Origin of the sequence: Comamonas sp. MYb396 (genome assembly GCF_037479555.1) — a bacterium.
GTDB lineage: Bacteria > Pseudomonadota > Gammaproteobacteria > Burkholderiales > Burkholderiaceae_C > Comamonas.
On the sequence record NZ_JBBGYU010000008.1, the window covers coordinates 57,966 to 78,411 of the forward strand.

Here is a 20,446-nt window from a genome sequence, read left to right on the forward strand (position 1 = left end):
AAAAGGCGCGTTAGAAAAAGTCCTTGTCGGGCAGCGGCTCGCCATGCACCGCCAGCTTGCCCAGCGCCAGCGCCTTGTACAGCGCCGGGTTGTGCGATGCCACGGTGCGGGCATTGCGCCAATGGCGGTCCAGGTTCTGCGTGCGCAAGGTCGACGAGGCACCACCCAGGTCAAACACTGCCGTGCCAGCCTGCAGCACCAGGCCGTCGACGATCAGCTTGGCCTTGGCGGCCAGCACCGCCGCATGGTGGGCCGTGTCCTTCAAGGCGGGGTCGCCTTCGGCGGTGGCGAGCGACGCATCCTGCGCATGGCTGGCTGCTGCCACCACTGCTTCAGCGGCAAACAGCTGGGCTGACAGGTCGCCGACGATCTTCAGCAACAGCGGATCTTGCGCCGGGGTATCGGCAGCGGCAAAGAAAAAGCCCTTGCGCGAGCGCTTGTGCAGCATCGCCGACGCATCACGCACAATGGCGCGCAGGATGCCGGTGTTCACCGCCGTCAGAAAGAGCTGCGGCAAGGTGCTCTTGTAGGGCCGGCTGTAGCCGGTGCCGGCGCTGTCCACAATGATCTCTTCGGGCTCGACCCGCACGTTCTCGAACAAGGTGGTGCCGCTGCCGGTCATGCGCTGGCCCATGGCATCCCAGTCATCGACCAGGTTCACGCCTTCGCGCCGGGTGGGGATGATGGCGGTGACATCGCGCTCTTGCGAATCGCGCGCCCGCACGATGACAAAATCCGCATACAGGCTGCCGGTGCTGTAGAACTTGGCGCCCGTCATGCGGAAATGCGCGCCGTCGGGCACCAGGCGCGTGAAGGTCTTCTCGCCGCTTCTGGCCTGCGCCAGCTCGGTATTGGCCAGGCCAAAGATGGCCCCCTGGGCCACCTGATCGCGCCAGAAATGCGCCTGCGCGCTGACTGGGTTGCGCGCAAAGCGCTCCACAAAGACAAAGTGGTTGCGCAGGATATGCGCGACGTTGGAGTCGGCAGCGCCCAGCGCAATCACCTGCTCCATCAGCCCCGCAATGCTGGCCCCCGTGCCGCCCTCGGCCACCGGCAGGCGGTAGGCACCAAAGCGCTGCTCCTTCAAGGCCTGGATCTGCGCAAACGGCAAAATGCGCTTTTCCTCGCGCTCGGCCGAGCCAGCGGCGATCTCGTCAAACAGCGCTTGCCAGTCGCTGCTGGCGGTTCCGCTGGTGGCGGTCTGCGCAGCAGGGGTCAGGGTCTGGGGATGGTCGATTTTCATAAACGGTTCTGCAAAAAGCGCGGGCCGGGCCCGGCGGGTGTATATGGAGAGGGGCTCAGGCCGCAGCCAGGCCCAGGTTGCCGCGCAAGGTGCTGGCGTTATAGGTTTCGCGGTAGACGCCGGCTTTGCGCAGCAGCGGCACCACCTGGTCGACAAAGTCTTCCAGGCCCGAAGGCAGCACGTCGTGCATCAGGTTGAAGCCATCGATGGCGCCGCTGCGGAACCAGCTCAGCATGTAGTCGGCCACCTGCTCGGGCGTGCCGACGATGGTGTTGTGGTTGCTGCCGCCGCCGTTTTGCGCGCGAATGAGCTCGCGCACCGTCCAGCCATGGCTGCGCGCCTTGTCCACCACGTTCTTGGCAAAGGTGGTCATGCCGTTGTCCGGCAGTCGCAGGTCTGCGCGCAAGGGCCGGTCCAGGTCGGCATGGCCAAAGCGGGTTTGCAGCAGGTCCGACAGGTAGTTCAGCCCCTGCTCGATCGGCACCAGATCGGCCAGCGCCTGGGCGCGCTGCTGCGCGGCCTGCTCGGTGGCACCCAGCACGGTGACCAGGCCGGGGAAGACCTTGACGGTGCTGCTGGCACGCCCCAGCGCATGCAGCCGGGCATCGAGCGCCTGGCGGTAGCTTTGCGCCTGCGCCAGCGACGGCGCCAGGGTGAACACCGCATCGGCATGCAGGGCGGCCAGGTCCAGGCCCGCATCCGAGCCACCGGCCTGCACCACCAGTGGCCGGCCTTGCGGGCTGGGCGGCACATTGATGGGGCCCTCGACCGCAAAGAACTCGCCCTGGTGCGCAATCGGGCGGATCTGCGCCGGGTCAAAGTACTGGCCCGTGGCGCGGTCGGCCACAATGCCGCCCGGCCCCCAGCTGGCCCACAGGTCCTTGAGCACCTGGCTGAACTCTGCCGCGCGCCGGTAGCGGTCGGCATGCGCCAGCGGCGCGCTGCGGCCAAAGTTGCGCGCGGCCTCGACATCGGCCGAGGTGACGATGTTTACCCCCGAGCGCCCGCCACTGACCAGGTCGAGCGACGCAAAGCGCCGCGCAATATTGAAGGGCTCGTTGTACGAGGAAGACACGGTTGCCAACAGGCCGATGTGCTGGGTCTTGGCCGCAATCAGGGCCAGCAAAATGCTGGGCTCGATCGCCGGAAACGGCCGGTGCAGGCTGTTGCCGGGAAAGGCCGCGCGGTCCGAGAAGAACACCGCATCAAAGCCTCCCCGCTCTGCGGTCTGGGCCAGGCGGACAAAATAGTCGGGTGTTACCGGCCACAGCGGGTCGTTCTGCGGCCACAGCCAGGCAGCGGCATGGGCGCCTGCGCCATAGATATTGAGGTTGAGGTGGAGTTGGGTAGGCTGGCTCATCGTGTGGGGCACACTGGGGATATCAAAAATAGGTTCAGCGCAGGCGAGGCATCAGGCCACGCGGGCCAGCGCGGGGCTGTCTGGCTCAACCTCGGCCGGCCGGGTCTTGAAGCGGCTGCGCGCCGGGTCGATGTCGAGCATTGCGCCGAGCAGGCTGCGGGTATAGGCATGGCGCGGCGCGCCAAAGATCTGGTCACGCGGGCCGGCTTCCACCACCCGGCCCTTTTCCAGCACGACGATGTCGTCCGAAATCGCATAGACGCTCTCCAGCCCATGGGCGATGAACACCATGCTCAGCTGCAAGTCCTTTTTGAGGCGCTGCAGCAGCGCCAGGATTTCGGCCTGCACCGAGACATCGAGCGCAGAGACGGGCTCGTCGCAGATCAGCAGCTGGGGCTGCACGCTCAGCGCCCGCGCAATGCAGACGCGCTGGCGCTGGCCGCCCGAGAGCTCATGCGCAAAACGGTCCAGGGCCGAGGCCGGCAGGCCCACCATGGCCAGCAACTGCGCCGCTTGCGCCCGCAGCTGCGCTGCCGTCCAGCCCGGTTGTTCGGCCAGCGGCTCGGTGATCAGCTGGCCAATGCGCATGCGTGGGTTCAGCGATGCATAGGGGTCCTGGAACACCATCTGGATGCTGGCAGCGGCGCGCACCGCCGGGTCGCCCAGATCGGCGCCCTCAAAGCGCAGGCTGCCGCCATCGGCCTGCGCCAGGCCGACGATGATGCGCGCCAAAGATGATTTGCCACTGCCCGACTCACCCACCAGGCCCAGGGTGCGGCCCCGTTGCAGCGAGAAAGACACGCCATCTAAGGCGAGGTGCTTGAAGGGTTTGAAATGCCAGGCACGGGGCTGCTGGTAGTACTTGCTCACGGCATCCAGCTGCAGAATCGGCGGCGCATCTTGCGCTTCTTGCGGCTGCTGCAAGGCGGCCTCTGCCAAGGGCTGGCGCACCACGGCCGGAATGCGCGGCGCCAGCGCCAGCAACTGCTGGGTGTAAGCGGCCTGCGGCCTGGCAAACAGCTGCTGCACCGGGGCGGATTCGACGATCTCGCCGTGGCGCATCACATGCACATGGTCGGCCACCTGGGCGACGACCGACAGGTCATGGGTGATCAGCAGCACGCCGACATTCGATTGCTCGGCCGTGCGCACCATCAGCTCCAGCACCTGGGCCTGCACCGTGTTGTCCAGCGCCGTGGTCGGCTCGTCGGCAATCAGCAAGGCCGGCTCGCCGGCCATCGCAATGGCCAGCATCACGCGCTGGCGCATGCCGCCCGAGAGCTGGAAAGGGTAGTCCTGCAGCAGCTGCGCCGGCCGGGGCAGGCCCATGCGGGCCAGCAGGTCAATGGCCTCGGCCCGGCGCTGGCGGCGCGTCAGCTGGCGCTTGTAGTACAGCACCTCTTCGATCTGGTCGCCAATGGTCAGCACCGGGTTCAGCGACGACAGCGGCTCCTGGAACACCATCCCCACGTCACCCCCGCGCAGGCTGCGCCATGCGGCCTTGTCCAGCTGGCGCAGATCGCGGCCATTGAGCATGGCCTCATCCGCGCTGAAGCGGGCATTGCTGGGCAGCAGGCCCAGCACGCTCAAGGCCGTCAAGGTCTTACCCGATCCGCTCTCGCCCACCAAGGCCACCACCTGCCGGCGTTTGACCTCTATATCCACTCCGCGCACCAGGCGCAGCGGCTCGCCGCCACCATGGGGCTGCAGTGTGACGCCGGCATTGCGGTAGCGCAGCACGGTGTCTGTCAGGCCTGTATGCAGCGCGGCAGGGCGAAGAATGGCGCCAGCCTGGTTGGCGGCGTGGGCAAGCGTTGGGGCAGCAGTCATGGCAGGCGTGGGTCCAGGTAGTCTCTGAGCCAATCGCCCAGCAAGATGATGCTAAAAACCGTGGCCGTCAGCGCCACGCCGGGGAAGGTGCTGATCCACCAGCTGGTGGCCAGCTGCTGGCGTCCGTCGGCCAGCATCTGGCCCCAGGAGATATCGGGTGGCTGGATGCCAAAGCCCAGAAAGCTCAAGGACGACTCCGTCAGGATGACGGTGCCAATGTTCAAGGTGGCCACCACGACGAGGGCCGGCAAGATATTGGGCAGGATGTGGCGCAGCAGCAGGCGCGAGGTGCGCACGCGGCTCACGCGCGCGGCAGCCACAAACTCCAGCTCCTTGACGCGCAGCACCTCGGCGCGCGCAATGCGGGTATAGATCACCCAGTTGGTGAGCGCTATCACCACAATCAGCGGCGCCAGGCCGGCGCCGGCCACCAGCGCGACTACCAGCATGAACAGCATGGCTGGAATCGCCAGGATGGCATCGACCACGCGCATCAGCACCTGGTCCAGCCAGCCGCCGCGCAGCCCGGCCAGCACGCCGATCGCCACACCAATGGCCCCCGAGAGCGCCACGGCCGCCAGGCCCACCATGACCGAGCTGCGCGCGCCATAGATGATGCGCGCCAGCATGTCGCGGCCCTGGCCATCGGTGCCCAGCGGGTAGGCCCACTGGCCCTTGTCCAGCCAGACGGGGGGCAGGTAGCGCAGCGACAGATTGCGTTTGACCGGGTCGGCCAGCGGCAGCAGATCGGCGCCCAGGGTGGTCAGCAAGATCAGCAGCAGCAAGATGGCGCCCAAGCGGCCACTGCGGCTGCGCCACAGCGCGCGCAAAAAGCGCTGCAGGCCCGAAGGCTGGGCCGCCACCACAGGCGCATCGGCCTGCAGGGCCGCGCCGGTATTCACCACCACGCCGCTCATAGCTTCATCCTTGGGTCAATCAGGCGGTAGACCACATCGGTGGCGAAGTTCACCAGCAAGGTCATCGCGGTGATCACCAGCACACTGATCTGGATCACCGCCATGTCCTTGGTGTTGATCGCCTGCACGATCAGCTGGCCCAGGCCCGGCCAGGCAAAAATGGTCTCGGTCACCAGCGCCCCGCCCAGCAGCGCCACCACGTGCAGCGAGGTCATCGTCACCGTCGGGATCGCGGCATTGCGCAGCGCATGCTTGCCAATCACCAACCAGTCGGGGATGCCCTTGGCATAGGCGGTGCGCATATAGTCCTGGCTCAAGGTTTCGAGCATGCTGGCGCGCACCAGCTTGGCCAGATCACCGGCAAAGGCCGTGCCCAGGGTCAGCGCGGGCATCACCAGGTGCGCCCAGGTACCGCTGCCCGATACCGGCAGCCAGCGCAGGCTGACGCCAAACACCAGGATCAGCATGATGGCGACCCAGAAATTGGGCATGGCCTTGCCCAGCACGGCTACGCCGGAGACCGCATGGTCCACCCAGCTGCCGCGCCGCAAGGCTGCCGCCACGCCAGCGGGCACCGCGATCAGCACGGCTACCAGCATCGATGCGGCAGCCAGCAGCAAGGTGGCGGGCAGGCGCTCGAGCACAATGGGCAGCGCCGAGCTGCCATAGCGGTACGAGGTGCCAAAATCGCCGTGCAGCAGGTTGCGCATGTAGTTGAGGTACTGCAGGTGCACCGGCTGGTCCAGCCCCCAGGCGGCCACCATGGCCAGGCGGTCGGCCTCCGAGGCCTGGTCCGGGATCATCATCACCGTCGGGTCGCCGGCCAGAAACACCAGTGCAAACACGATCAGGGTGACCGTGAACAGCACCGGCACCGCCTGGAGCAGCAGCCGCCACAAGGCCGAGAGCATCATGCGCGCCGCACTTGTTCAGCCGGGATCATCTCGTCAAAGCGGCCGGCAAACTGCACTCGCTTGTTGACGCTGTAGATCGCCTTGGGGTAGAGCACACCGATGCGGGCGCGGTCCTGGGTGATGATCTCCTGCGCGCGCCAGATGATGGCCTGGCGCTCCTTCTCGCCGGTGGTCGCGGGCAGCTCGGTTGCCAGGCGCTCGAACTCGGCGTTCTTCCAGTGCGGGTTGAAGCGCTTGAGCGAGCCCATGTTCAGGATGAAGGAGGCATCGGTGTAGGAGCCCATGCCCCAGAAATAGATCTCGCCGTGCGAATCACTGCCCACGCGGGCGTTGTAGATGCTCCACTCCTGCACTTCAAGCTGGGCATTGAGGCCGACATCCTGCAGGTAGCCGACGATGGCCTCGGAGACCTCGCGGTCCTTGATATAGCGGCCGCTGGGCGAGCCAAAACGGATCTTGGCCCCCTTGGCGCCTGCCGCCTGGATCAGCTGGCGGGCCTTGTCGGGGTTGAAGGAGTTGGCTGCCGTCAGGCGCGTATTGGCGTTCGGGATCTCGGGCGGGAACAGGCCGCGCGTGGCGGTGGCATAGCCATCGGCCACCACCTCGGCCAGCTCCTGGCGGTTGATGGCCAGGTCAATCGCTTCGCGCACCCGTGCATCGTGGGTGACCACGCCCGGCTCGGTGCGCAGATGCAGGCCGAAGTTGCGCGCAATATTGAAGGCGACGATGCCGGTATCCGCATTGGACTTGAGGCGGCCGATGTCCTCGGGCGGAATGTTCACCGCCAGGTCCACGCCGCCGGACAAGGCCTCGGCCACGCGCGTGGCGGTTTCAGGAATCGCGCGGATCACCACCCGCTCCCAGTGCGGCGCCCCACCCCACCACTGGGGGTTGCGCGCGAGCACCAGGCGGTCGGCCTTTTTCCACTCGACAAACTTGTAGGGACCCGTGCCGATGGGCTTGGCAAAGAAGGCCTCTTCGCTGCCCGCCGCCTTGAACGCGTGCTGGGGCAGGATCGAGCCGCCGTTGCCGACAAAGTTGTGCAGAAACAGCGGATCGGGCTTGCTGGTGACCAGGCGCACCCGGTGCGGGCCCAGCACCTCGACCTTTTCCACCGAGCGGAACTTCTCCACCGCGCTCAGCAGCTTGGGGTTGCCTTTCATGCGCTCGACGGTGAATTTCACGTCTTCGGCAGTAAAGGGCTTGCCGTCGTGCCACTGCACATCAGGGCGCAGCTCAAACACCCAGGTGCGCGGGTCTTCCTGCTTCCAGGACTGGGCCAGGCCCGGCGTGAAGGCCATCTTGCCGTTCGGGAATTCCTTGTTGACCAGGTACTCATAGAGATTGACCAGCGCCGACTGGGTGCTGTTGTTCTCGTGGTTGGCCGGGTCCAGGGACAAGATGTCGTTGCTCTGCGCAATCGTCAGCGTGGTGGATCCGGCCGCAAAGGCGGCCCGCGGCAGCGCAAGAGGCAGCGCGGCCAGGCTGGCCGTGGCGGCGGCGTTTCTCAGAAAGATACGGCGGCTGGTAGACATGGGGGTATTCGAATCAAAAAGAAAAAGGGGGAGAAGAGACAAGCAGGGGGCGCAGTGCGGGCCACGCTTGCCGCAGCCTCAGGCGCAGGGGCGGATCAGCCCAAACAGAACAGCGCCCGCTCTTGCGCATCGATCTGGGCGAGCAGGCCGGTTTCCCATGCCAGGTAGGCACGCGCTGCCGCCTTGTTGCCGCTGTGGCGGTCATGCACAAAAAACAGGTAGTCGATGCGCTCGGCGTCGCTTGGCACATCGGGGCTGGCCAGCACTGGCAAGCCCGCGCGCTGCCACTGCTCGGGCCCGTCGCTCAGCAGATGCCAGACGCCGCCCACATCGCGCGCAGCGGCTGCGGCCAGCGCAGGCTCGGGCGTGATGAACACGGTTGCCCGGGTCCCATCGCCGCGCTGCAGTAACGGCCGGATGGACCAGCGCGCACCGGCGATATGGCCAGCGCGGTAGCTGGCGCTGTCGCGCAGATCGACCAGATCATAGACAGTGGGGTCCGCAGCCAGCGCCGCACTGCTGATACGCGGCAACGCCGCTTCAGGCAAGGGCGCCGTGGGGATCGCCGGCAAGGCATCGGGCCTGGCCAGATAGGCCTTATGCCCCAGGCGCCGCAGCCAGACCGCCGTCATCGGCGCGCGCAGGCCATCGGTATCCACCAGCACAATGCGCGCATGGCGCGTGCCCAGGTACTGGTCGGTGGCCTGCACCAGCTGGCCGCCGGGCGCATGGGCGGCACCCGCAATCGGGCTGGCGGCAACTTCTTCGGGCGAGCGCACATCCAGCAGGTAGGTGGTGCGCTCGGGGTCGGCCAGCCAGGCGGCCAAGGTGGCGGCATCCAGGTGTGCCGCGCCCTGCTGCTCGCTCAGCTGGGCCAGCCGGGTGGCCACCTCGGGCGCCGGTGCACGGCGGTGTTCGGGGTAGCTGCGGCTTTGGCCATGCTCGAGCGGCAGGTCGTTCAAATACCAGCCCTGGGTGCCGTTCTCCAGCGCATAGATGGGGTTGGGCAGGCCCAGGTCGCGCAGGGTCTGCGCGCCCACAATGGAGCGGGTGCGGCCGGCGCAGTTGACGACCACCGTCGTCTGCGCATCCGGGATCAGATCGGCATGGCGCAGCGCCAGCTCGCCATTGGGGCAGCTGATCGCGCCGGGAATGCTCATCTTGTTGAACTCGGCCAGCGGCCGGCCATCGAGCACCACCAGCTTGCCGCCAGACGCTTGCAGCTGCTGCAATTGCTGCGCGCTGATATGGGGAGTGCCCAGCGCGGCCTCGGCCAGCTCGCCAAAGGTTTTGGATGGCAGGTTCACACCCTTGAACAGCACCAGGCCCGCCGCCTCCCAGGCGGCCACCCCGCCCTCGCTGATGGACAGATCGCTGTAGCCCAGCGCTGCCAGCGCCCGAGCGGCCCGGCTGGCAACACCGTTGCCGCCATCGATCAAAACAATGCGCGTGGACAGCCTGGGCACCAGGCGGGCGATATCGGCCTCCAGGCGACTGTAGGCCAGCGGGATGGCCAAAAATGGATGACCCTCCCCAAACTCGCCGGCTTCGCGCACATCCAAAAACGCGAACTCTTGGCCATCCCCCAACAGGGCTTTGACGGACAGGGGACTCAGTGCTTGCATAAAAACCATCATCTCTCGGACACAGCCCCAGACACAAAGGGGCATGGGGGAGAGCTGCGATTGTGCGCAAGGGCCCACTCGGCGAAAACGAATTAAATCTACTTAGCATATTTGCTGAGCGAGTATGGTGCGGCCGGCGAGGTGCGGCCGGCGAGGTGTGGCCGAACAGGTGCGACCACCCAGGTGCGGCCGGCTAGCCGCAGGCAGCAAAGCCCCAGCCTCAGCAGCGCGCGGACCCATCCTCCCGCGCGCTACCCACCACCAGCAAGGCGGCAGCCGCCACACCGGCCGCGGGCCAGAGCATCGCCGGCAAGTCCCATGCATCCCTCCCCTGCCCAGGCTCCCAGCCGATGCACGGGCGCTCGCAGCGCTGATCTATGGCAGCCTGGCCGAGGCGGCGTTCTGGATTGCCGATGGGGCCGACGGTGCGGAAGGGGTCGATGGCGCTGCGCGCCTGGAGCAATCCGCCGCAGGTCTGGATTTGCTGCTGCGTGGCCTGCTGGTGCAGCCGCAGCGTGGCTAGCTCTGGCGGCTGTGTGAGGTTGATGGTGACGACATGCCTCCCCGGCTTACTACGCCTAGGCAAGCACAGCGACTACAGATTCCGCAATGCCATGCCCTTAACCTGAAAGGGCAGCCAATACCGCGCTGCATCCCCCCTTCAACCGGAGACAGAGATGAGCAACCAGCAGCAACCCAACCAAAGTCCCAATGGCCAACAACCTGCCCAAAAGCAGCAGGACCAACAAAACCAGCAGCGCCCTGCCCAGCAGCAGCAGCAAGGCCGGGACCAGAACCAGCAGCAGCAAGCGCAGTCCCAGCAGCAGTAAACGCAATGGCGGCAGGGCGTCTGGCCCGCCCGGCACGCGCCCGGTTCCCGCCTAAAGGCCGCCCAAGAAAAAACCCGCCATTGCGGGTTTTGTGTCGTATCGCTTAGGGGCGAAATTGCGTTTGGTAATGTTTCAGTGCCAATTCCACATCCTGCAGGCGATCATATTGCGGGGAGCCCATAAAGGGCTCCAGATCCCGTAAACCAATCACTTCCAGTTCCAGACGCTCGTATTGCGCTTGCGTCACCACAAGCAGGTCTTCCGCTTCTCGCATAAGACCTCCTTTCCACCTGGTACCCAAATCCGTAAGTTTGGCTGACGATCCAGGTTCCACCACGATAGCGCCATCCAGGCATTTTGCAAAGTTCTTTTACAAGAACCAACGTCTGGTACACACCCGGGCGTATTCAGTATTCGGGCGTTTTCCAGCTGTCTGCGGTGATGGGCCGCGTCAGCTGCTCGATCTTGGCATCGATCAGCGACAGGCGCGCGTGCTCAATGGTGCCTTCTGCCGGGTGGTCGGCCAGCAACTCAGCGCCCTGGGCTTTCAAGGCATCCAAATAGGCGTCTTTCTCCTTGTCATTTCCGGTCTGCGTAGACATTCCTAGCCTCCAATGCTTTGGTGGTTAAACTGTAACAAAACTACTCCAAAACGCCAGCCAGCGATCTCAAAATTACGAAATAAGCAGAAAACGTCCTACAGCCACACCGAGGTGGAGCTGAGGTCTGTTATTTGCTTTGCGTAAGACTAACCTAGCTTATATGCACTGGGTTTATATAGAGGCATTTCGCCCGACACCCGTCAGTCGGCGGATGCATTGCCCGAACCGCCCAGCAGCTTCATCGCCGCCGTGATCGACACAGCCGCCTTGGCATAGCCATCCCAGGGCGCATTGCCTTGGCGAAAGCGCGCTTCGATAGAACGGAGGCCCCAGTGCGCGCCGCTGCTGACCTGGTCCAGCTCTGCCCAGCTGATGGGCACCGACACCCCCATACCCGGCCGCGCCCGCAGCGACCAGGCACTGACGGTGGTGGCGCCCCATCCATTGCGCAGGTAGTCGACAAAGATCTTGCCCTTGCGGTTCTGCGGGCCGCTCTTGGCCACAAAGCGCTGGGGCACGGTGGCAGCGAGGTGCTGCACGATGGCCTTGGAAAAGCCCTTGACGGTGTCCCAGTGGTGGCGGCGCTGGATCGGTACCACCAGATGCAGGCCCTTGCCGCCGCTGGTTTTGAGAAAGGGCTCCAAGCCAAGCTCCTGCAGCAGCACCCGCACCAGCTCGGCCGCTTCCTGCACCGCCGGCCAGGCCAGGCCTTCGCCCGGGTCCAGGTCAAAGGTCATGCGGTCGGGCCGCAGAATCTTGTCGCGCCTGGCGTTCCAGGTGTGGAGCTCGACCACATTGAACTGCGCCGCCTGGGCCAGGCCCTCTGCTGCGGCAATGGCCAGCAGCGGCGGGTGCTCCGGGTCCAGCGACGGGGGCAGTTGCACGATGCCGGCCTTCGCGCGAGACTGCAAATGCTTTTGAAAGAAATGCTCGCCGTCCACACCATCCGGCGCACGCAGCAGCGACGTGGGCCGGTCCTGCAAGTGCTCCATCATCAGCGGCGCCACCTGCTCGTAGTAGCGCACCACGTCCAGCTTGGTCACGCCCGTGCTGGCATCGATGATGCGATCACCATGGCTGACTTCAATGCCGCCGGTAGCGCAGGGGGTTTTCTTGCGGGTAGGCATGGTGGCTGTTCTCTCCCGGGTGATCTGGTTGGCGGGCTTGTCCTCGCGCAAGCCATGGAAGACCGCATGGCGCACCCGGCCCTGGCCGGTCCAACCGGCAAAGGCGATTTCTGCGACCAGCTCGGGACGAACCCAGATGGCCGCATAGTCAATGCGCTCGGGGTCGACAAAGGGGCATGTCTTGGCCTGGATCTTTTGCAACTGCGCCGTCAGCGCGCGCAGGCTGGCCTCGTTAAAGCCGGTGCCGACATTGCCGGCATAGACCAACTGGCCATCGCTGCCATGTACCCCCAGCAGCAAGGAGCCCAGACCGGTGCGCGTGCCTTTGGGACGCGTGTAGCCGCCAATGACAAACTCCTGGCGCTGGCCGCATTTGAGCTTGATCCAGTCTGCCGAGCGGCCCGCATGGTAGGCAGCATCCTTGCGCTTGCCGACCATGCCCTCCATGCCCAGTGCGCAGGCCGAGGCCAGCAACTGCGCCGGATCGCCGGCAAAAGCCTCGCTGATCCGCACGCTATTGCCCAAGCCCGGGCTGGCATCCAGCGCCGCCTGCAGCGCATCGTGCCGTGCCTGCCAAGGCTGGGCACGCAGATCCTGGCCATTGGCAAACGTCAGATCAAAAAGGTAGTAGACGAGGTCGGTCGTGCCCTCCCCATCAAACGCGTTTTGCAACCGCTGAAAATCGGGGAGCCCTTGGTCATTGAGCGCTACCACCTCGCCATCCAGCCAGGCGTCGTTGAGCTGCAGATGCTGCAGGGCCGCTGCCAGCGCCGGCATCCTGGCCGTCCAGTCCTTGCCATTGCGCGTCCACAACTGCAGCTTGAGGCCTTTTTTGCGGGCTGCCATGCGGTAACCGTCCAACTTCAGCTCCCAGGCCCAGTCCTCGGCGTTTTGCGGTGGCGCGTCCGCAAGCACGGCCAGCTGGGGCGCCATTGTGGCGGGCAAAGCAGCATTTTTTGCTATGGCCTTGCTGGATTTACTGCGCTTGGCAGCCGGCTTGGCGCGGGTCTCGGTGGCCACCGCACGCTGCTCACTGGCCACGCTGTCAGGCCTGGCGGTCACAATGTCCAGCTCTTCTTCCTTGCGCGCAAAGTCATCGGCTTCCTTGATCAGCAGCCAGGGCGGTTGGCGCTCACCCTCCTTGCCCTTCATGCGCACCAGGGTCCAGCGCCCGCCCAGCTTCTGGCCCCGCAGCTCAAAATGGAGCTTGCCCTTGCGGTAGCCCTCGTGCGGGTCGGCGAGAGGCAGCCACAGGCCCTTGTCCCAGACGATCACCTTGCCCGCGCCATAGTGGCCAGCGGGTATCTGGCCCTCAAAGCGGTTGTACGAGATCGGGTGGTCTTCCACCTGCACGGCCATGCGCTTGTGGCTGGGGTCCAGGCTCGGCCCTTTGGGTACTGCCCAGCTTTTCATCACGCCATCGAGCTCAAGCCGTAGGTCGTAGTGCAAGTGGCTGGCCCAGTGCTTCTGAATGACAAACTGCAGCTGGCCCGCGACCGATTCCCCGCCGTCGGCCGGCTCAGGGGTCTTGGCAAAGTTGCGCTTGGCTTGGTATTTGTCCAAGGAGCTGGGCATGCAGAGCCTCCGGGCGCCAGGCCACTAAGCCGCACGGCGCCGGGCAGGCGCGGCCTTGCGGGCGCTGGCGGATTTGGTGGCTGGCTTGGGCTTGGCCTGGGGTTTAGCCGCTGCGGCTGCCGCTTTGGCTGGGGCACTGGCCTTGGTCTTGGCCGGCGCGGCCTTGGGCTTTCGCGCAGCGGGCTTGCTATCGGCCGCCTTGGCACCACCGGCCAGGCTGCGTCTGAGCAAGGCAGTCAAATCCAGGATCTCGCCGCTGCCCGATACCGGCGATTCCTTGGGCGCCTGCACCACCTCTTCGACCTCGCCCGATTTAACCTTGGCATCGATCAGCTTGTGGATCTCTTCGGAGAAGGAGTTTCTGAAGTCGTCGGCATTCCAGGCCTGGGCCTTGTCCTCGATCAAGGCGACTGCCATGTCCATCTCGGCGCTGCTGATGCCGGCGGCCTTGGCCGATTGGGGAGGCAGGTTGAGCTGCTCGAACGAACGGATATCGCCGCCCCAGCGCAGCAGATTCAGCACCAGGGCCCGGCCGCAGGGCACCAGCACGGCCAGGTGCTGCTTGGTCTGGATGACGACCTTGGCCACGCCCACCTTGTTGGTCTTGCGCAGCGCCTCACGCAACAGCGCATAGACTTTTTCGCCGCGCTTGAGGGGCGCCGTGTAGTAAGGCCGCTCCAGGTAGATCAGCGGAATGTCATCGGCATCGACAAAGGCCTCGATCTCGATGGTCTGCGTGGTTTTGGGAAAGGCCGCGCTGATCTCCTCCTGGCTCAGGATGACGTAGCGGCCGTCTTCGTACTCCACGCCTTTGACGATATCGCTGCTGGCAATCTCCTTGCCGGTGCGCTTGTTGATGCGCTTGTAGCCGACCGGCTCCATCGAGCGTTTGTCCAGCCAATCAAAGTCAATGCCCGAATCGCGCGTGGCCGTGTACAGCCCAATGGGGACATGCACCAGCCCAAAGCTGATCGCACCTTTCCAGATGGTGCGTGTCGATGTCGGGGCATTGCCTTGCTGCTCTTTCATGCCGGCCTCCTAGGTATGCGGCCAGTGTGCACGCGTCACGGCCGCACCGCTGAGAGCAAATGGCAACGCGCGCAGGGAACTTCCGACCATCTGCATGCCAGCGCGGTCTGACAAAAAGACCCATCACTCCAATCCTGCACCAGCCTTAGCTGCCAACTCGCTTGGATGACTCCATGCGCGGGCGCACAAATCCTACAGACCTGGGGCGCAGCAGCAGCGAACCTAGTAGGCATACGACCGAGGAGCACGACATGAGCAGCACCAAGCCAGACACCCCTACCGACACCCGGCCCGCAACCCAACCTAACTATCCTGAAGACGAAAGCATGGACCCGGTGGGCGAGCCCTATCCCGAGCAGGAGCCGCTGGCACCCGAGCCCGGCGAGGACCCTCCCCACCCGCCGTTCTCGCCCAGCACGGAGCCCGATATTCCACAGGATCCCGAATCCGAGCGCGTCATCAGCCCCGAGCCGCTGGATCCCTGATGGCCAGCCTCTCGCCGCTGCCGCTGCCGCTGCCGCTGCCTAGCGATGCGGCACTTTTCCTCGACTTTGATGGCAGCCTGGTGCCCATTGCGCCAACGCCCGACAGCATCGCCGTGCCTACCGGGCTGGTGCCCTTGCTGCGCGATCTGCAGGGGCGGCTGGGTGGCGCGGTGGCCATCATCTCCGGACGGGAGATTGCGGTCCTTGACGCCTACCTGCAGCCCTTGCAGCTGGCCTGCGCCGGGGCCCATGGCGCGCAGCGCCGCAATGCCAGCGGCCAGCAGTGCAACGATGCGCCCGGTGATATCTCGGCCGTGATCGACGCCTGCGAGCAATTGGCTAAGGCGCACCCTGCCCTGTATGTCGAGCCCAAACAAAGTGGTGTCGCCCTGCACTACCGCCGCGATCCATCGCTGGAGGACCTGTGCCTGCGCAGCCTGCAAGCAATGCTGGCCCACAGGCCTCAGTGGACGCTGCTGCGCGGCAAGCAGGTGCTGGAGATGCTGCCGGTGGGCGCAAGCAAGGGCCGCGCCATAGATGCCTTTATGCAGGAGCCGCCTTTTGCCGGCCGCACGCCGTTTTTCGTCGGAGACGACATCAGCGATGAAAGCGGCTTTGCCGCAGTGCTGGCCGAGCGCGGCGTCGCCATCAAGGTGGGCGCGGGTGTGAGCTGCGCCAGCCACCGCCTCGATGACGTGGAGGCCGTCTACCACTGGCTTCAAGCCGCCTGCACGCAGCACCGCATGCTGAGCGCGCTGGGCCGGCCGGCGGAGGTGCAGCCATGAGCCGCCTGGTCGTTGTCTCCAACCGCGTCGCCGACCCGCAGGATGCCGCGCCCGGTGGCCTGGCCATTGCGCTGGAGGAGGCGTTGCAGCGCCAAGGCGGCCTGTGGTTTGGCTGGGGCGGCACGGTCAGCGAGCAATCCCCGCCCCCACTCTGCATCCGTCCATGGAAGGCCGTGACCGTCGCGACGACCGCGCTGGAGCGCTGCGACCATGACAGCTACTACAGCGGCTTTTGCAACAGCACGCTCTGGCCCGTGTTCCACAACCGCCTGGATCTGGCCGCATTCGACCCGCGCTTCTACGAAGGCTACCGGCGCGTCAACCGCCAGTTTGCGCAGCAGCTGATGCCGCTGCTGCAGCCCGATGACGTGATCTGGGTGCATGACTACCACCTGATGGCGCTGGCGTCTGAATTGCGCGCGCTGGGCTGCCAGCAGCGCATCGGGTTTTTTCTGCATATCCCCTTTCCGCCGCTGGTGGCCCTCGGGGCCGTGCCCCAGCACAAGGCCTTGATGCAGGCCTTGATGGACTTTGACCTGGTGGGCCTGCAAAGCCGGCAGGATCTGCAGCATTTTGAGAGCTATGTGCTGGCCCAAAGCGATGGCCGCATCAGCCACCGCCACCACTACCGTGCCCATGGCCAGCAAACGCGCTGCGAGGTGTTTCCGGTGGGCATCGATGCGCGCGCCTTTGCAGCGCTGACCACCACACCCCCGGCGCAGCAGGTGCAAGCCACACTGGCGCAGGAATACCGCCAGCGCCGCTTGGTGGTGGGCATTGACCGGCTCGACTACTCCAAGGGCCTGCCCGAGCGCATCCACGCCTTCCGCGATCTGCTCGAGCGCCACCCGGCCCACCGGCGCAGCGCCAGCCTGGTGCAGATTGGTTCGCCCACCCGCGAGCACCTGCAGGCCTATGCCGATATCCGCAGTGAGTTTGAGTCGCTCTGCGGCGCCATCAATGGTGATTTTGGCGAGCTCGACTGGATGCCCGTGCGCTATATGCACCAGGTGCTCACGCGTGCCCAGCTGGCGGGCCTGTGCCGCTCGGCCGCCGTGGGCCTGGTCACGCCCTTGCGCGATGGCATGAACCTGGTTGCCAAGGAATTTATCGCCGCCCAGGACCCGGCCGACCCCGGGGTGCTGGTGCTGTCGCGCTTTGCCGGCGCGGCCGAGCAGCTGCAAGAAGCCCTGCTGGTCAACCCCTATGACGCGCACAGCACCGCCAACAGCATCGACCAGGCGCTGCAGATGCCGCTGGCCGAGCGCATCGAGCGGCACCAGCAGCTGCTGGCCCGTATCGAGGCCGAAGATGTGCACTGGTGGTGCCAGCGCTTTTTGCATGCGCTCCACCAGTGCCAGCCTGCGCTTGCGCGCAAGCCGCGCATTGCCGTTGCAGCCAGGAGCGCTGTGCTCGATGCAGAACCCGACCTGCCGATGACCCGCCCCACGCGGGATGGCAGCTTTCCCTATCTGCGGGTAGTGCCAGGCGGAGGCCCTGCGCAGCCCAGCACCACGGCCGCACTGCGCAGGGGCGGTTGAAGGATGCATGCCTCTACCGCACTTGAAGACTTTCTGACCGGCTCCGAGACGCAGGAGCCCGGACAGACGCTGCGCGACCTGGTCGCACAGGGCCTGGACCAGTTGCCCCTGCCCGGCCAGGGCCAGACCCTGGCGCGCTGGCGGGCACTGGCCGCGGTGGCCGCCAGCAACCTGAGTCTGGTCAAGCTGTTTGAGGGCCACACCGACGCCCTGGCCATTCTGGCCGAACTGGGAGCCCAGGCGCCCGCAGCGGCGCGGACCTGGGCCGTCTGGGGTGCAGAGCCGCCGGGCAACCGGGTGCAGGCCACGCCCATCAGCGCCAGCGCTCACCTGGCCCCCGGCAGCGAGGTGCTGCTGAACGGCACCAAGGCATGGTGCTCGGGCGCGCACAGTGTGGACCATGCGCTGGTAACCGCCTGGCTGTCCGATACCGAGCGCTGCCTGGTCACCGTCAACCTGCTGCAGCCTGCGGTGCAGGTCAGCAGCGAGGGCTGGCAGGCCGTGGGCATGGCCGACAGCGGCAGCGTCGATGTACAGCTGACCGGCGCCCGCGCCAGCTTGGTGGGCAGCCCGGGCGCCTATCTGAGCCGCCCGGGCTTTCAGCATGGGGGCGCCGGCATTGCCGCCTGCTGGTATGGCGCCAGCGCCCGCATTGCAGGCCAGCTGCTGCGCGCCTGCCGCAACCATGCCGAGCCCCATGCCTTGGCCCACCTGGGCGCGGTGGATGTGGCGCTCTCGGCCACCGCTGCGCTGCTGCGCGCCACCGCAGCCCATATCGATGCCCAGCCCGAGCAGCCCTGGACCCGGGAGGTGAACCGCACCCGCCTGGCCGCCGAGGCTGCTGCCCAGCAAGTGCTGCAGCATGTGCCGCGCGCGCTGGGCCCGGGCCCTTTTTGCAAAGACCGGTCGCTCGCCTTGCTGCTGGCCGACCTGCCGATTTTTATCCGCCAAAGCCATGCCGAGCGTGATCTCGCCGCGCTCGGCCAAGCGATCGCACAACAGGAGAACAACGCACCATGGAAGCTCTGATGCCCCGCCACATCGAAGGAGAAGGCACGCCCGAACTGCAATGGCAGCCCTGGCTGGCCCAGGCAGCATTGGGCACCACGCCGCTCGAGGAGCTGCTGCAAGGCTGCGCGCGGGTGGTGATTGTCTCGCCCCATCCTGATGACGAAATCCTGGCCACGGCCGCCATCATGCAGCACTGCGAGGCCAACGCGCTGCCCTGCACGGTGATCGCGGTCACCTCGGGCGAGGCCAGCCACCCGGGCTCGCGCCTGTGGACGCCGGACCAACTGGCCCAGGCCCGCGAGCGTGAAAGCGCCCAGGCGCTGGCCCTGCTCTGCCCGGGCAGCCAGATCATCCACCTGCGCATCCCCGACGGGCAGGTGCAGGACCACCAGCCCCAGCTCGAATCACGCCTGCAGCAATTGCTGCGCCCGACCGATGCGGTCTTCTGCCCCTGGCGCTACGACGGCCACCCCGACCACGAGGCCACCGGCGAGGCCTGCGCCGCCGCCACCGCCGATGTCGGCAGCCGCTTGTTTGAGGTGCCGATCTGGACCTGGCATTGGGCGAGCCCCGGCGACCAGCGCGTGCCTTGGCAGCAGGCCGTGCGCATGCCGCTGAGCGCCGAACAGCTGGACCGCAAATGCCTGGCGCTGTCCTGCTTTCGCAGCCAGTTGCTGCCCGACCCGTCCACCGGCAGGCCCGCCATCCTGCCGCGCTGGGCCACGGCGCGCCTCTTGCGTAACTTCGAGGTGATACTGCGATGAACCAACGCCAACACTTTGAACAGCTCTACCAAAGCTCCTCCGACCCCTGGGCCGTCAAAACCGCCTGGTACGAGCGGCGCAAGCGAGAGCTGCTGCTGGCATCGCTGCCGCGCGAGCACTACCGCCACGGCTTTGAACCCGGCTGCGGCAATGGCGAAACCACGATGGCGCTGCTGGAGCGCTGCGACCAGCTTGTGGCCGCGGACTTTGCCGAATCAGCCGTGCTGCTGTGCAATGCCCGCATCCAGCGGGAAGACCGGCGCCAGCTGCACCTGCAAAAGCTGCAGCTGCCGCAGGAGTGGCCGCAGGTGCCGCCCGGCGGCTTTGATCTGCTGGTGGTCTCCGAGCTCGCCTACTACCTGGATGATGCCGATCTGGCGCTGTTCAGCGAGCGCTGCCTGACCTCGCTGGCAGCGGGCGGGCACTGGCTGATGTGCCACTGGCGCCACCAGGCGCCCGACCTGCTGCAAAACGCCGACACCATCCATGCGCAAATCGGGGCCAGCGCCGCACTCAAGACCGTGGTCGAGCACCGAGAGACCGATTTCCTGCTGGAAGTCTGGGAAAGGCTCTGAACCCATGATCGGCATCTGCATCCCCGCCCACAACGAAGAAGACTTGATGGGCGCCTGCCTGGAAAGCGTCGCCACGGCCAGCCTGCATCCCGACCTGGGCGCCGAAGAAGTCAAGGTGGTTGTCGTGCTCGACAGCTGCAGCGATGGCAGCGCCGCCATCGCCCGGCAATGGCCCTTTGTCACCCTGCAGGTCCATGCCCGCAATGTCGGCCGGGCGCGGGCTGCCGGGGTCCGCCATCTGCTGCAGCACCAGGCGCGCTGGCTGGCCTTTACCGATGCAGATACCCGTGTGGCCCCCGATTGGCTGGCAGTGCAGCTGTCGCTGGGGGCCGATGTGGTCTGCGGCACCGTCGGGGTGGACAGCTGGGCGGCCCATGGCGCCGATGCGCAAGCTGCGCGCCTGCGCTTTGAATCGGGCTACCAGGACCGCGACGGCCACCGCCATGTGCATGGTGCCAACCTGGGCCTGTCGGCCCATTGCTACCAGCAGGCGGGCGGCTTTGATGCGATGGAGTGCGGCGAAGACCAGGCGCTGGTGGACCGCCTGGCCGCGCTGGGCGCGCAGATCGCCTGGAGCGCCCTGCCACGGGTGCTCACCAGTGGCCGCCCTTTTTCCCGCGTGGAGCATGGCTTTGCTGGCGCCATTCGGTTAGCAACCCAGCCGGGGTAAGCCCGCCCGCCGCCCGGCTCGATGCCTG

Annotated in this window: 20 protein-coding genes; 9 read left to right on the forward strand and 11 right to left on the reverse strand. The window is 66.2% G+C overall.

The window, feature by feature from the left end; all coding sequences use genetic code 11:
• Positions 1–10: 10 nt before the first annotated feature.
• The 7 genes from WH265_RS17890 to WH265_RS17920 all read right to left on the reverse strand — a co-directional run bounded on the left by WH265_RS17890 (position 11) and on the right by WH265_RS17920 (position 9,424).
• Positions 11–1,243 (reverse strand): acyl-CoA dehydrogenase, encoded by a 1,233-nt coding sequence (locus tag WH265_RS17890; protein WP_339559141.1) that lies wholly within the window; start codon positions 1,241–1,243, stop codon positions 11–13.
• A gap of 55 nt (positions 1,244–1,298) precedes the next feature.
• On the reverse strand, positions 1,299–2,603 hold the full coding sequence (locus WH265_RS17895) for an NtaA/DmoA family FMN-dependent monooxygenase (protein WP_339559142.1): 1,305 nt from the start codon (positions 2,601–2,603) through the stop codon (positions 1,299–1,301).
• Between the two features lie 51 nt (positions 2,604–2,654).
• The gene (locus WH265_RS17900; RefSeq protein WP_339559143.1) at positions 2,655–4,433 is read right to left on the reverse strand and encodes an ABC transporter ATP-binding protein; all 1,779 of its coding nucleotides are present in this window, start codon (positions 4,431–4,433) and stop codon (positions 2,655–2,657) included.
• Complete coding sequence (locus tag WH265_RS17905) at positions 4,430–5,350, reverse strand: ABC transporter permease (RefSeq protein ID WP_339559144.1); 921 nt, start codon at positions 5,348–5,350, stop codon at positions 4,430–4,432. Before WH265_RS17905 ends, WH265_RS17900 begins: the two co-directional genes overlap by 4 nt.
• On the reverse strand, positions 5,347–6,264 hold the full coding sequence (locus tag WH265_RS17910) for an ABC transporter permease (protein ID WP_021028201.1): 918 nt from the start codon (positions 6,262–6,264) through the stop codon (positions 5,347–5,349). Before WH265_RS17910 ends, WH265_RS17905 begins: the two co-directional genes overlap by 4 nt.
• Positions 6,261–7,799 (reverse strand): ABC transporter substrate-binding protein, encoded by a 1,539-nt coding sequence (locus WH265_RS17915; RefSeq protein ID WP_339559145.1) that lies wholly within the window; start codon positions 7,797–7,799, stop codon positions 6,261–6,263. The genes WH265_RS17910 and WH265_RS17915 overlap by 4 nt, the downstream gene beginning before the upstream one ends.
• Before the next feature lie 95 nt (positions 7,800–7,894).
• A complete protein-coding gene (locus tag WH265_RS17920) occupies positions 7,895–9,424 on the reverse strand; it encodes a rhodanese-like domain-containing protein (protein ID WP_339559146.1) in 1,530 nt (509 codons plus the stop codon).
• Between the two features lie 124 nt (positions 9,425–9,548).
• Between WH265_RS17920 and WH265_RS17925 the strand changes: the two genes are divergently transcribed.
• Together WH265_RS17925 and WH265_RS17930 are read left to right on the forward strand one after the other, a co-directional pair.
• Complete coding sequence (locus WH265_RS17925; protein ID WP_339559147.1) at positions 9,549–9,947, forward strand: hypothetical protein; 399 nt, start codon at positions 9,549–9,551, stop codon at positions 9,945–9,947.
• A gap of 154 nt (positions 9,948–10,101) precedes the next feature.
• Positions 10,102–10,254, forward strand: a complete 153-nt coding sequence (locus WH265_RS17930; RefSeq protein ID WP_158400600.1) for a hypothetical protein — start codon at positions 10,102–10,104, stop codon at positions 10,252–10,254.
• A 103-nt stretch (positions 10,255–10,357) separates the two neighbouring features.
• Here WH265_RS17930 and WH265_RS17935 read toward each other — a convergent pair whose 3' ends face one another.
• The 4 genes from WH265_RS17935 to ku all read right to left on the reverse strand — a co-directional run bounded on the left by WH265_RS17935 (position 10,358) and on the right by ku (position 14,587).
• A complete protein-coding gene (locus WH265_RS17935; protein WP_021028205.1) occupies positions 10,358–10,528 on the reverse strand; it encodes a hypothetical protein in 171 nt (56 codons plus the stop codon).
• A gap of 133 nt (positions 10,529–10,661) precedes the next feature.
• Positions 10,662–10,856, reverse strand: coding sequence for a hypothetical protein (locus WH265_RS17940; RefSeq protein ID WP_021028206.1), 195 nt, complete (start codon positions 10,854–10,856; stop codon positions 10,662–10,664).
• A gap of 200 nt (positions 10,857–11,056) precedes the next feature.
• Positions 11,057–13,558, reverse strand: coding sequence for a DNA ligase D (ligD, locus tag WH265_RS17945; protein WP_339559148.1), 2,502 nt, complete (start codon positions 13,556–13,558; stop codon positions 11,057–11,059).
• Positions 13,559–13,582: 24 nt separating this feature from the next.
• Positions 13,583–14,587, reverse strand: a complete 1,005-nt coding sequence (gene ku / locus WH265_RS17950; protein WP_339559149.1) for a non-homologous end joining protein Ku — start codon at positions 14,585–14,587, stop codon at positions 13,583–13,585.
• A gap of 251 nt (positions 14,588–14,838) precedes the next feature.
• On the opposite strand from ku, the gene WH265_RS17955 reads away from it, so the two are divergent.
• From WH265_RS17955 to WH265_RS17985, 7 genes are read left to right on the forward strand one after another with little or no spacing between them, the layout of a single operon-like run.
• Complete coding sequence (locus tag WH265_RS17955; RefSeq protein ID WP_021028209.1) at positions 14,839–15,072, forward strand: hypothetical protein; 234 nt, start codon at positions 14,839–14,841, stop codon at positions 15,070–15,072.
• On the forward strand, positions 15,072–15,857 hold the full coding sequence (gene otsB / locus WH265_RS17960) for a trehalose-phosphatase (protein ID WP_339559150.1): 786 nt from the start codon (positions 15,072–15,074) through the stop codon (positions 15,855–15,857). The genes WH265_RS17955 and otsB overlap by 1 nt, the downstream gene beginning before the upstream one ends.
• Entirely contained in the window at positions 15,854–17,398 is a 1,545-nt protein-coding gene (locus WH265_RS17965) for an alpha,alpha-trehalose-phosphate synthase (UDP-forming) (RefSeq protein ID WP_339559151.1), read from the forward strand. Before otsB ends, WH265_RS17965 begins: the two co-directional genes overlap by 4 nt.
• 3 nt (positions 17,399–17,401) lie before the next feature.
• Positions 17,402–18,427 carry an acyl-CoA dehydrogenase gene (locus WH265_RS17970; RefSeq protein ID WP_339559152.1) on the forward strand — a complete coding sequence of 342 codons (1,026 nt, stop codon included), beginning with the start codon at positions 17,402–17,404 and terminating at the stop codon, positions 18,425–18,427.
• Positions 18,415–19,173 carry a PIG-L deacetylase family protein gene (locus tag WH265_RS17975; RefSeq protein WP_339559153.1) on the forward strand — a complete coding sequence of 253 codons (759 nt, stop codon included), beginning with the start codon at positions 18,415–18,417 and terminating at the stop codon, positions 19,171–19,173. Before WH265_RS17970 ends, WH265_RS17975 begins: the two co-directional genes overlap by 13 nt.
• The gene (locus WH265_RS17980; RefSeq protein WP_339559154.1) at positions 19,170–19,748 is read left to right on the forward strand and encodes a class I SAM-dependent methyltransferase; all 579 of its coding nucleotides are present in this window, start codon (positions 19,170–19,172) and stop codon (positions 19,746–19,748) included. Before WH265_RS17975 ends, WH265_RS17980 begins: the two co-directional genes overlap by 4 nt.
• A gap of 4 nt (positions 19,749–19,752) precedes the next feature.
• Positions 19,753–20,418, forward strand: coding sequence for a glycosyltransferase (locus tag WH265_RS17985; RefSeq protein ID WP_339559155.1), 666 nt, complete (start codon positions 19,753–19,755; stop codon positions 20,416–20,418).
• Positions 20,419–20,446: the final 28 nt, after the last annotated feature.

Excerpts from the sequence above, each read along its gene's own strand:
- WH265_RS17985 (WP_339559155.1), top strand. The coding sequence starts at position 19,753 with ATGATCGGCATCTGCATCCCCGCCCACAACGAAGAAGACTTGATGGGC.
- WH265_RS17970 (WP_339559152.1), top strand. The coding sequence starts at position 17,402 with ATGCATGCCTCTACCGCACTTGAAGACTTTCTGACCGGCTCCGAGACG.
- WH265_RS17895 (WP_339559142.1), bottom strand. The coding sequence starts at position 2,603 with ATGAGCCAGCCTACCCAACTCCACCTCAACCTCAATATCTATGGCGCA.
- ligD (WP_339559148.1), bottom strand. The coding sequence starts at position 13,558 with ATGCCCAGCTCCTTGGACAAATACCAAGCCAAGCGCAACTTTGCCAAG.
- otsB (WP_339559150.1), top strand. The coding sequence starts at position 15,072 with ATGGCCAGCCTCTCGCCGCTGCCGCTGCCGCTGCCGCTGCCTAGCGAT.
- WH265_RS17975 (WP_339559153.1), top strand. The coding sequence starts at position 18,415 with ATGGAAGCTCTGATGCCCCGCCACATCGAAGGAGAAGGCACGCCCGAA.
- WH265_RS17940 (WP_021028206.1), bottom strand. The coding sequence starts at position 10,856 with ATGTCTACGCAGACCGGAAATGACAAGGAGAAAGACGCCTATTTGGAT.
- WH265_RS17890 (WP_339559141.1), bottom strand. The coding sequence starts at position 1,243 with ATGAAAATCGACCATCCCCAGACCCTGACCCCTGCTGCGCAGACCGCC.
- WH265_RS17935 (WP_021028205.1), bottom strand. The coding sequence starts at position 10,528 with ATGCGAGAAGCGGAAGACCTGCTTGTGGTGACGCAAGCGCAATACGAG.
- WH265_RS17910 (WP_021028201.1), bottom strand. The coding sequence starts at position 6,264 with ATGATGCTCTCGGCCTTGTGGCGGCTGCTGCTCCAGGCGGTGCCGGTG.
- WH265_RS17925 (WP_339559147.1), top strand. The coding sequence starts at position 9,549 with ATGGTGCGGCCGGCGAGGTGCGGCCGGCGAGGTGTGGCCGAACAGGTG.
- ku (WP_339559149.1), bottom strand. The coding sequence starts at position 14,587 with ATGAAAGAGCAGCAAGGCAATGCCCCGACATCGACACGCACCATCTGG.
- WH265_RS17900 (WP_339559143.1), bottom strand. The coding sequence starts at position 4,433 with ATGACTGCTGCCCCAACGCTTGCCCACGCCGCCAACCAGGCTGGCGCC.
- WH265_RS17930 (WP_158400600.1), top strand. The coding sequence starts at position 10,102 with ATGAGCAACCAGCAGCAACCCAACCAAAGTCCCAATGGCCAACAACCT.
- WH265_RS17980 (WP_339559154.1), top strand. The coding sequence starts at position 19,170 with ATGAACCAACGCCAACACTTTGAACAGCTCTACCAAAGCTCCTCCGAC.
- WH265_RS17905 (WP_339559144.1), bottom strand. The coding sequence starts at position 5,350 with ATGAGCGGCGTGGTGGTGAATACCGGCGCGGCCCTGCAGGCCGATGCG.
- WH265_RS17915 (WP_339559145.1), bottom strand. The coding sequence starts at position 7,799 with ATGTCTACCAGCCGCCGTATCTTTCTGAGAAACGCCGCCGCCACGGCC.
- WH265_RS17955 (WP_021028209.1), top strand. The coding sequence starts at position 14,839 with ATGAGCAGCACCAAGCCAGACACCCCTACCGACACCCGGCCCGCAACC.
- WH265_RS17920 (WP_339559146.1), bottom strand. The coding sequence starts at position 9,424 with ATGCAAGCACTGAGTCCCCTGTCCGTCAAAGCCCTGTTGGGGGATGGC.
- WH265_RS17965 (WP_339559151.1), top strand. The coding sequence starts at position 15,854 with ATGAGCCGCCTGGTCGTTGTCTCCAACCGCGTCGCCGACCCGCAGGAT.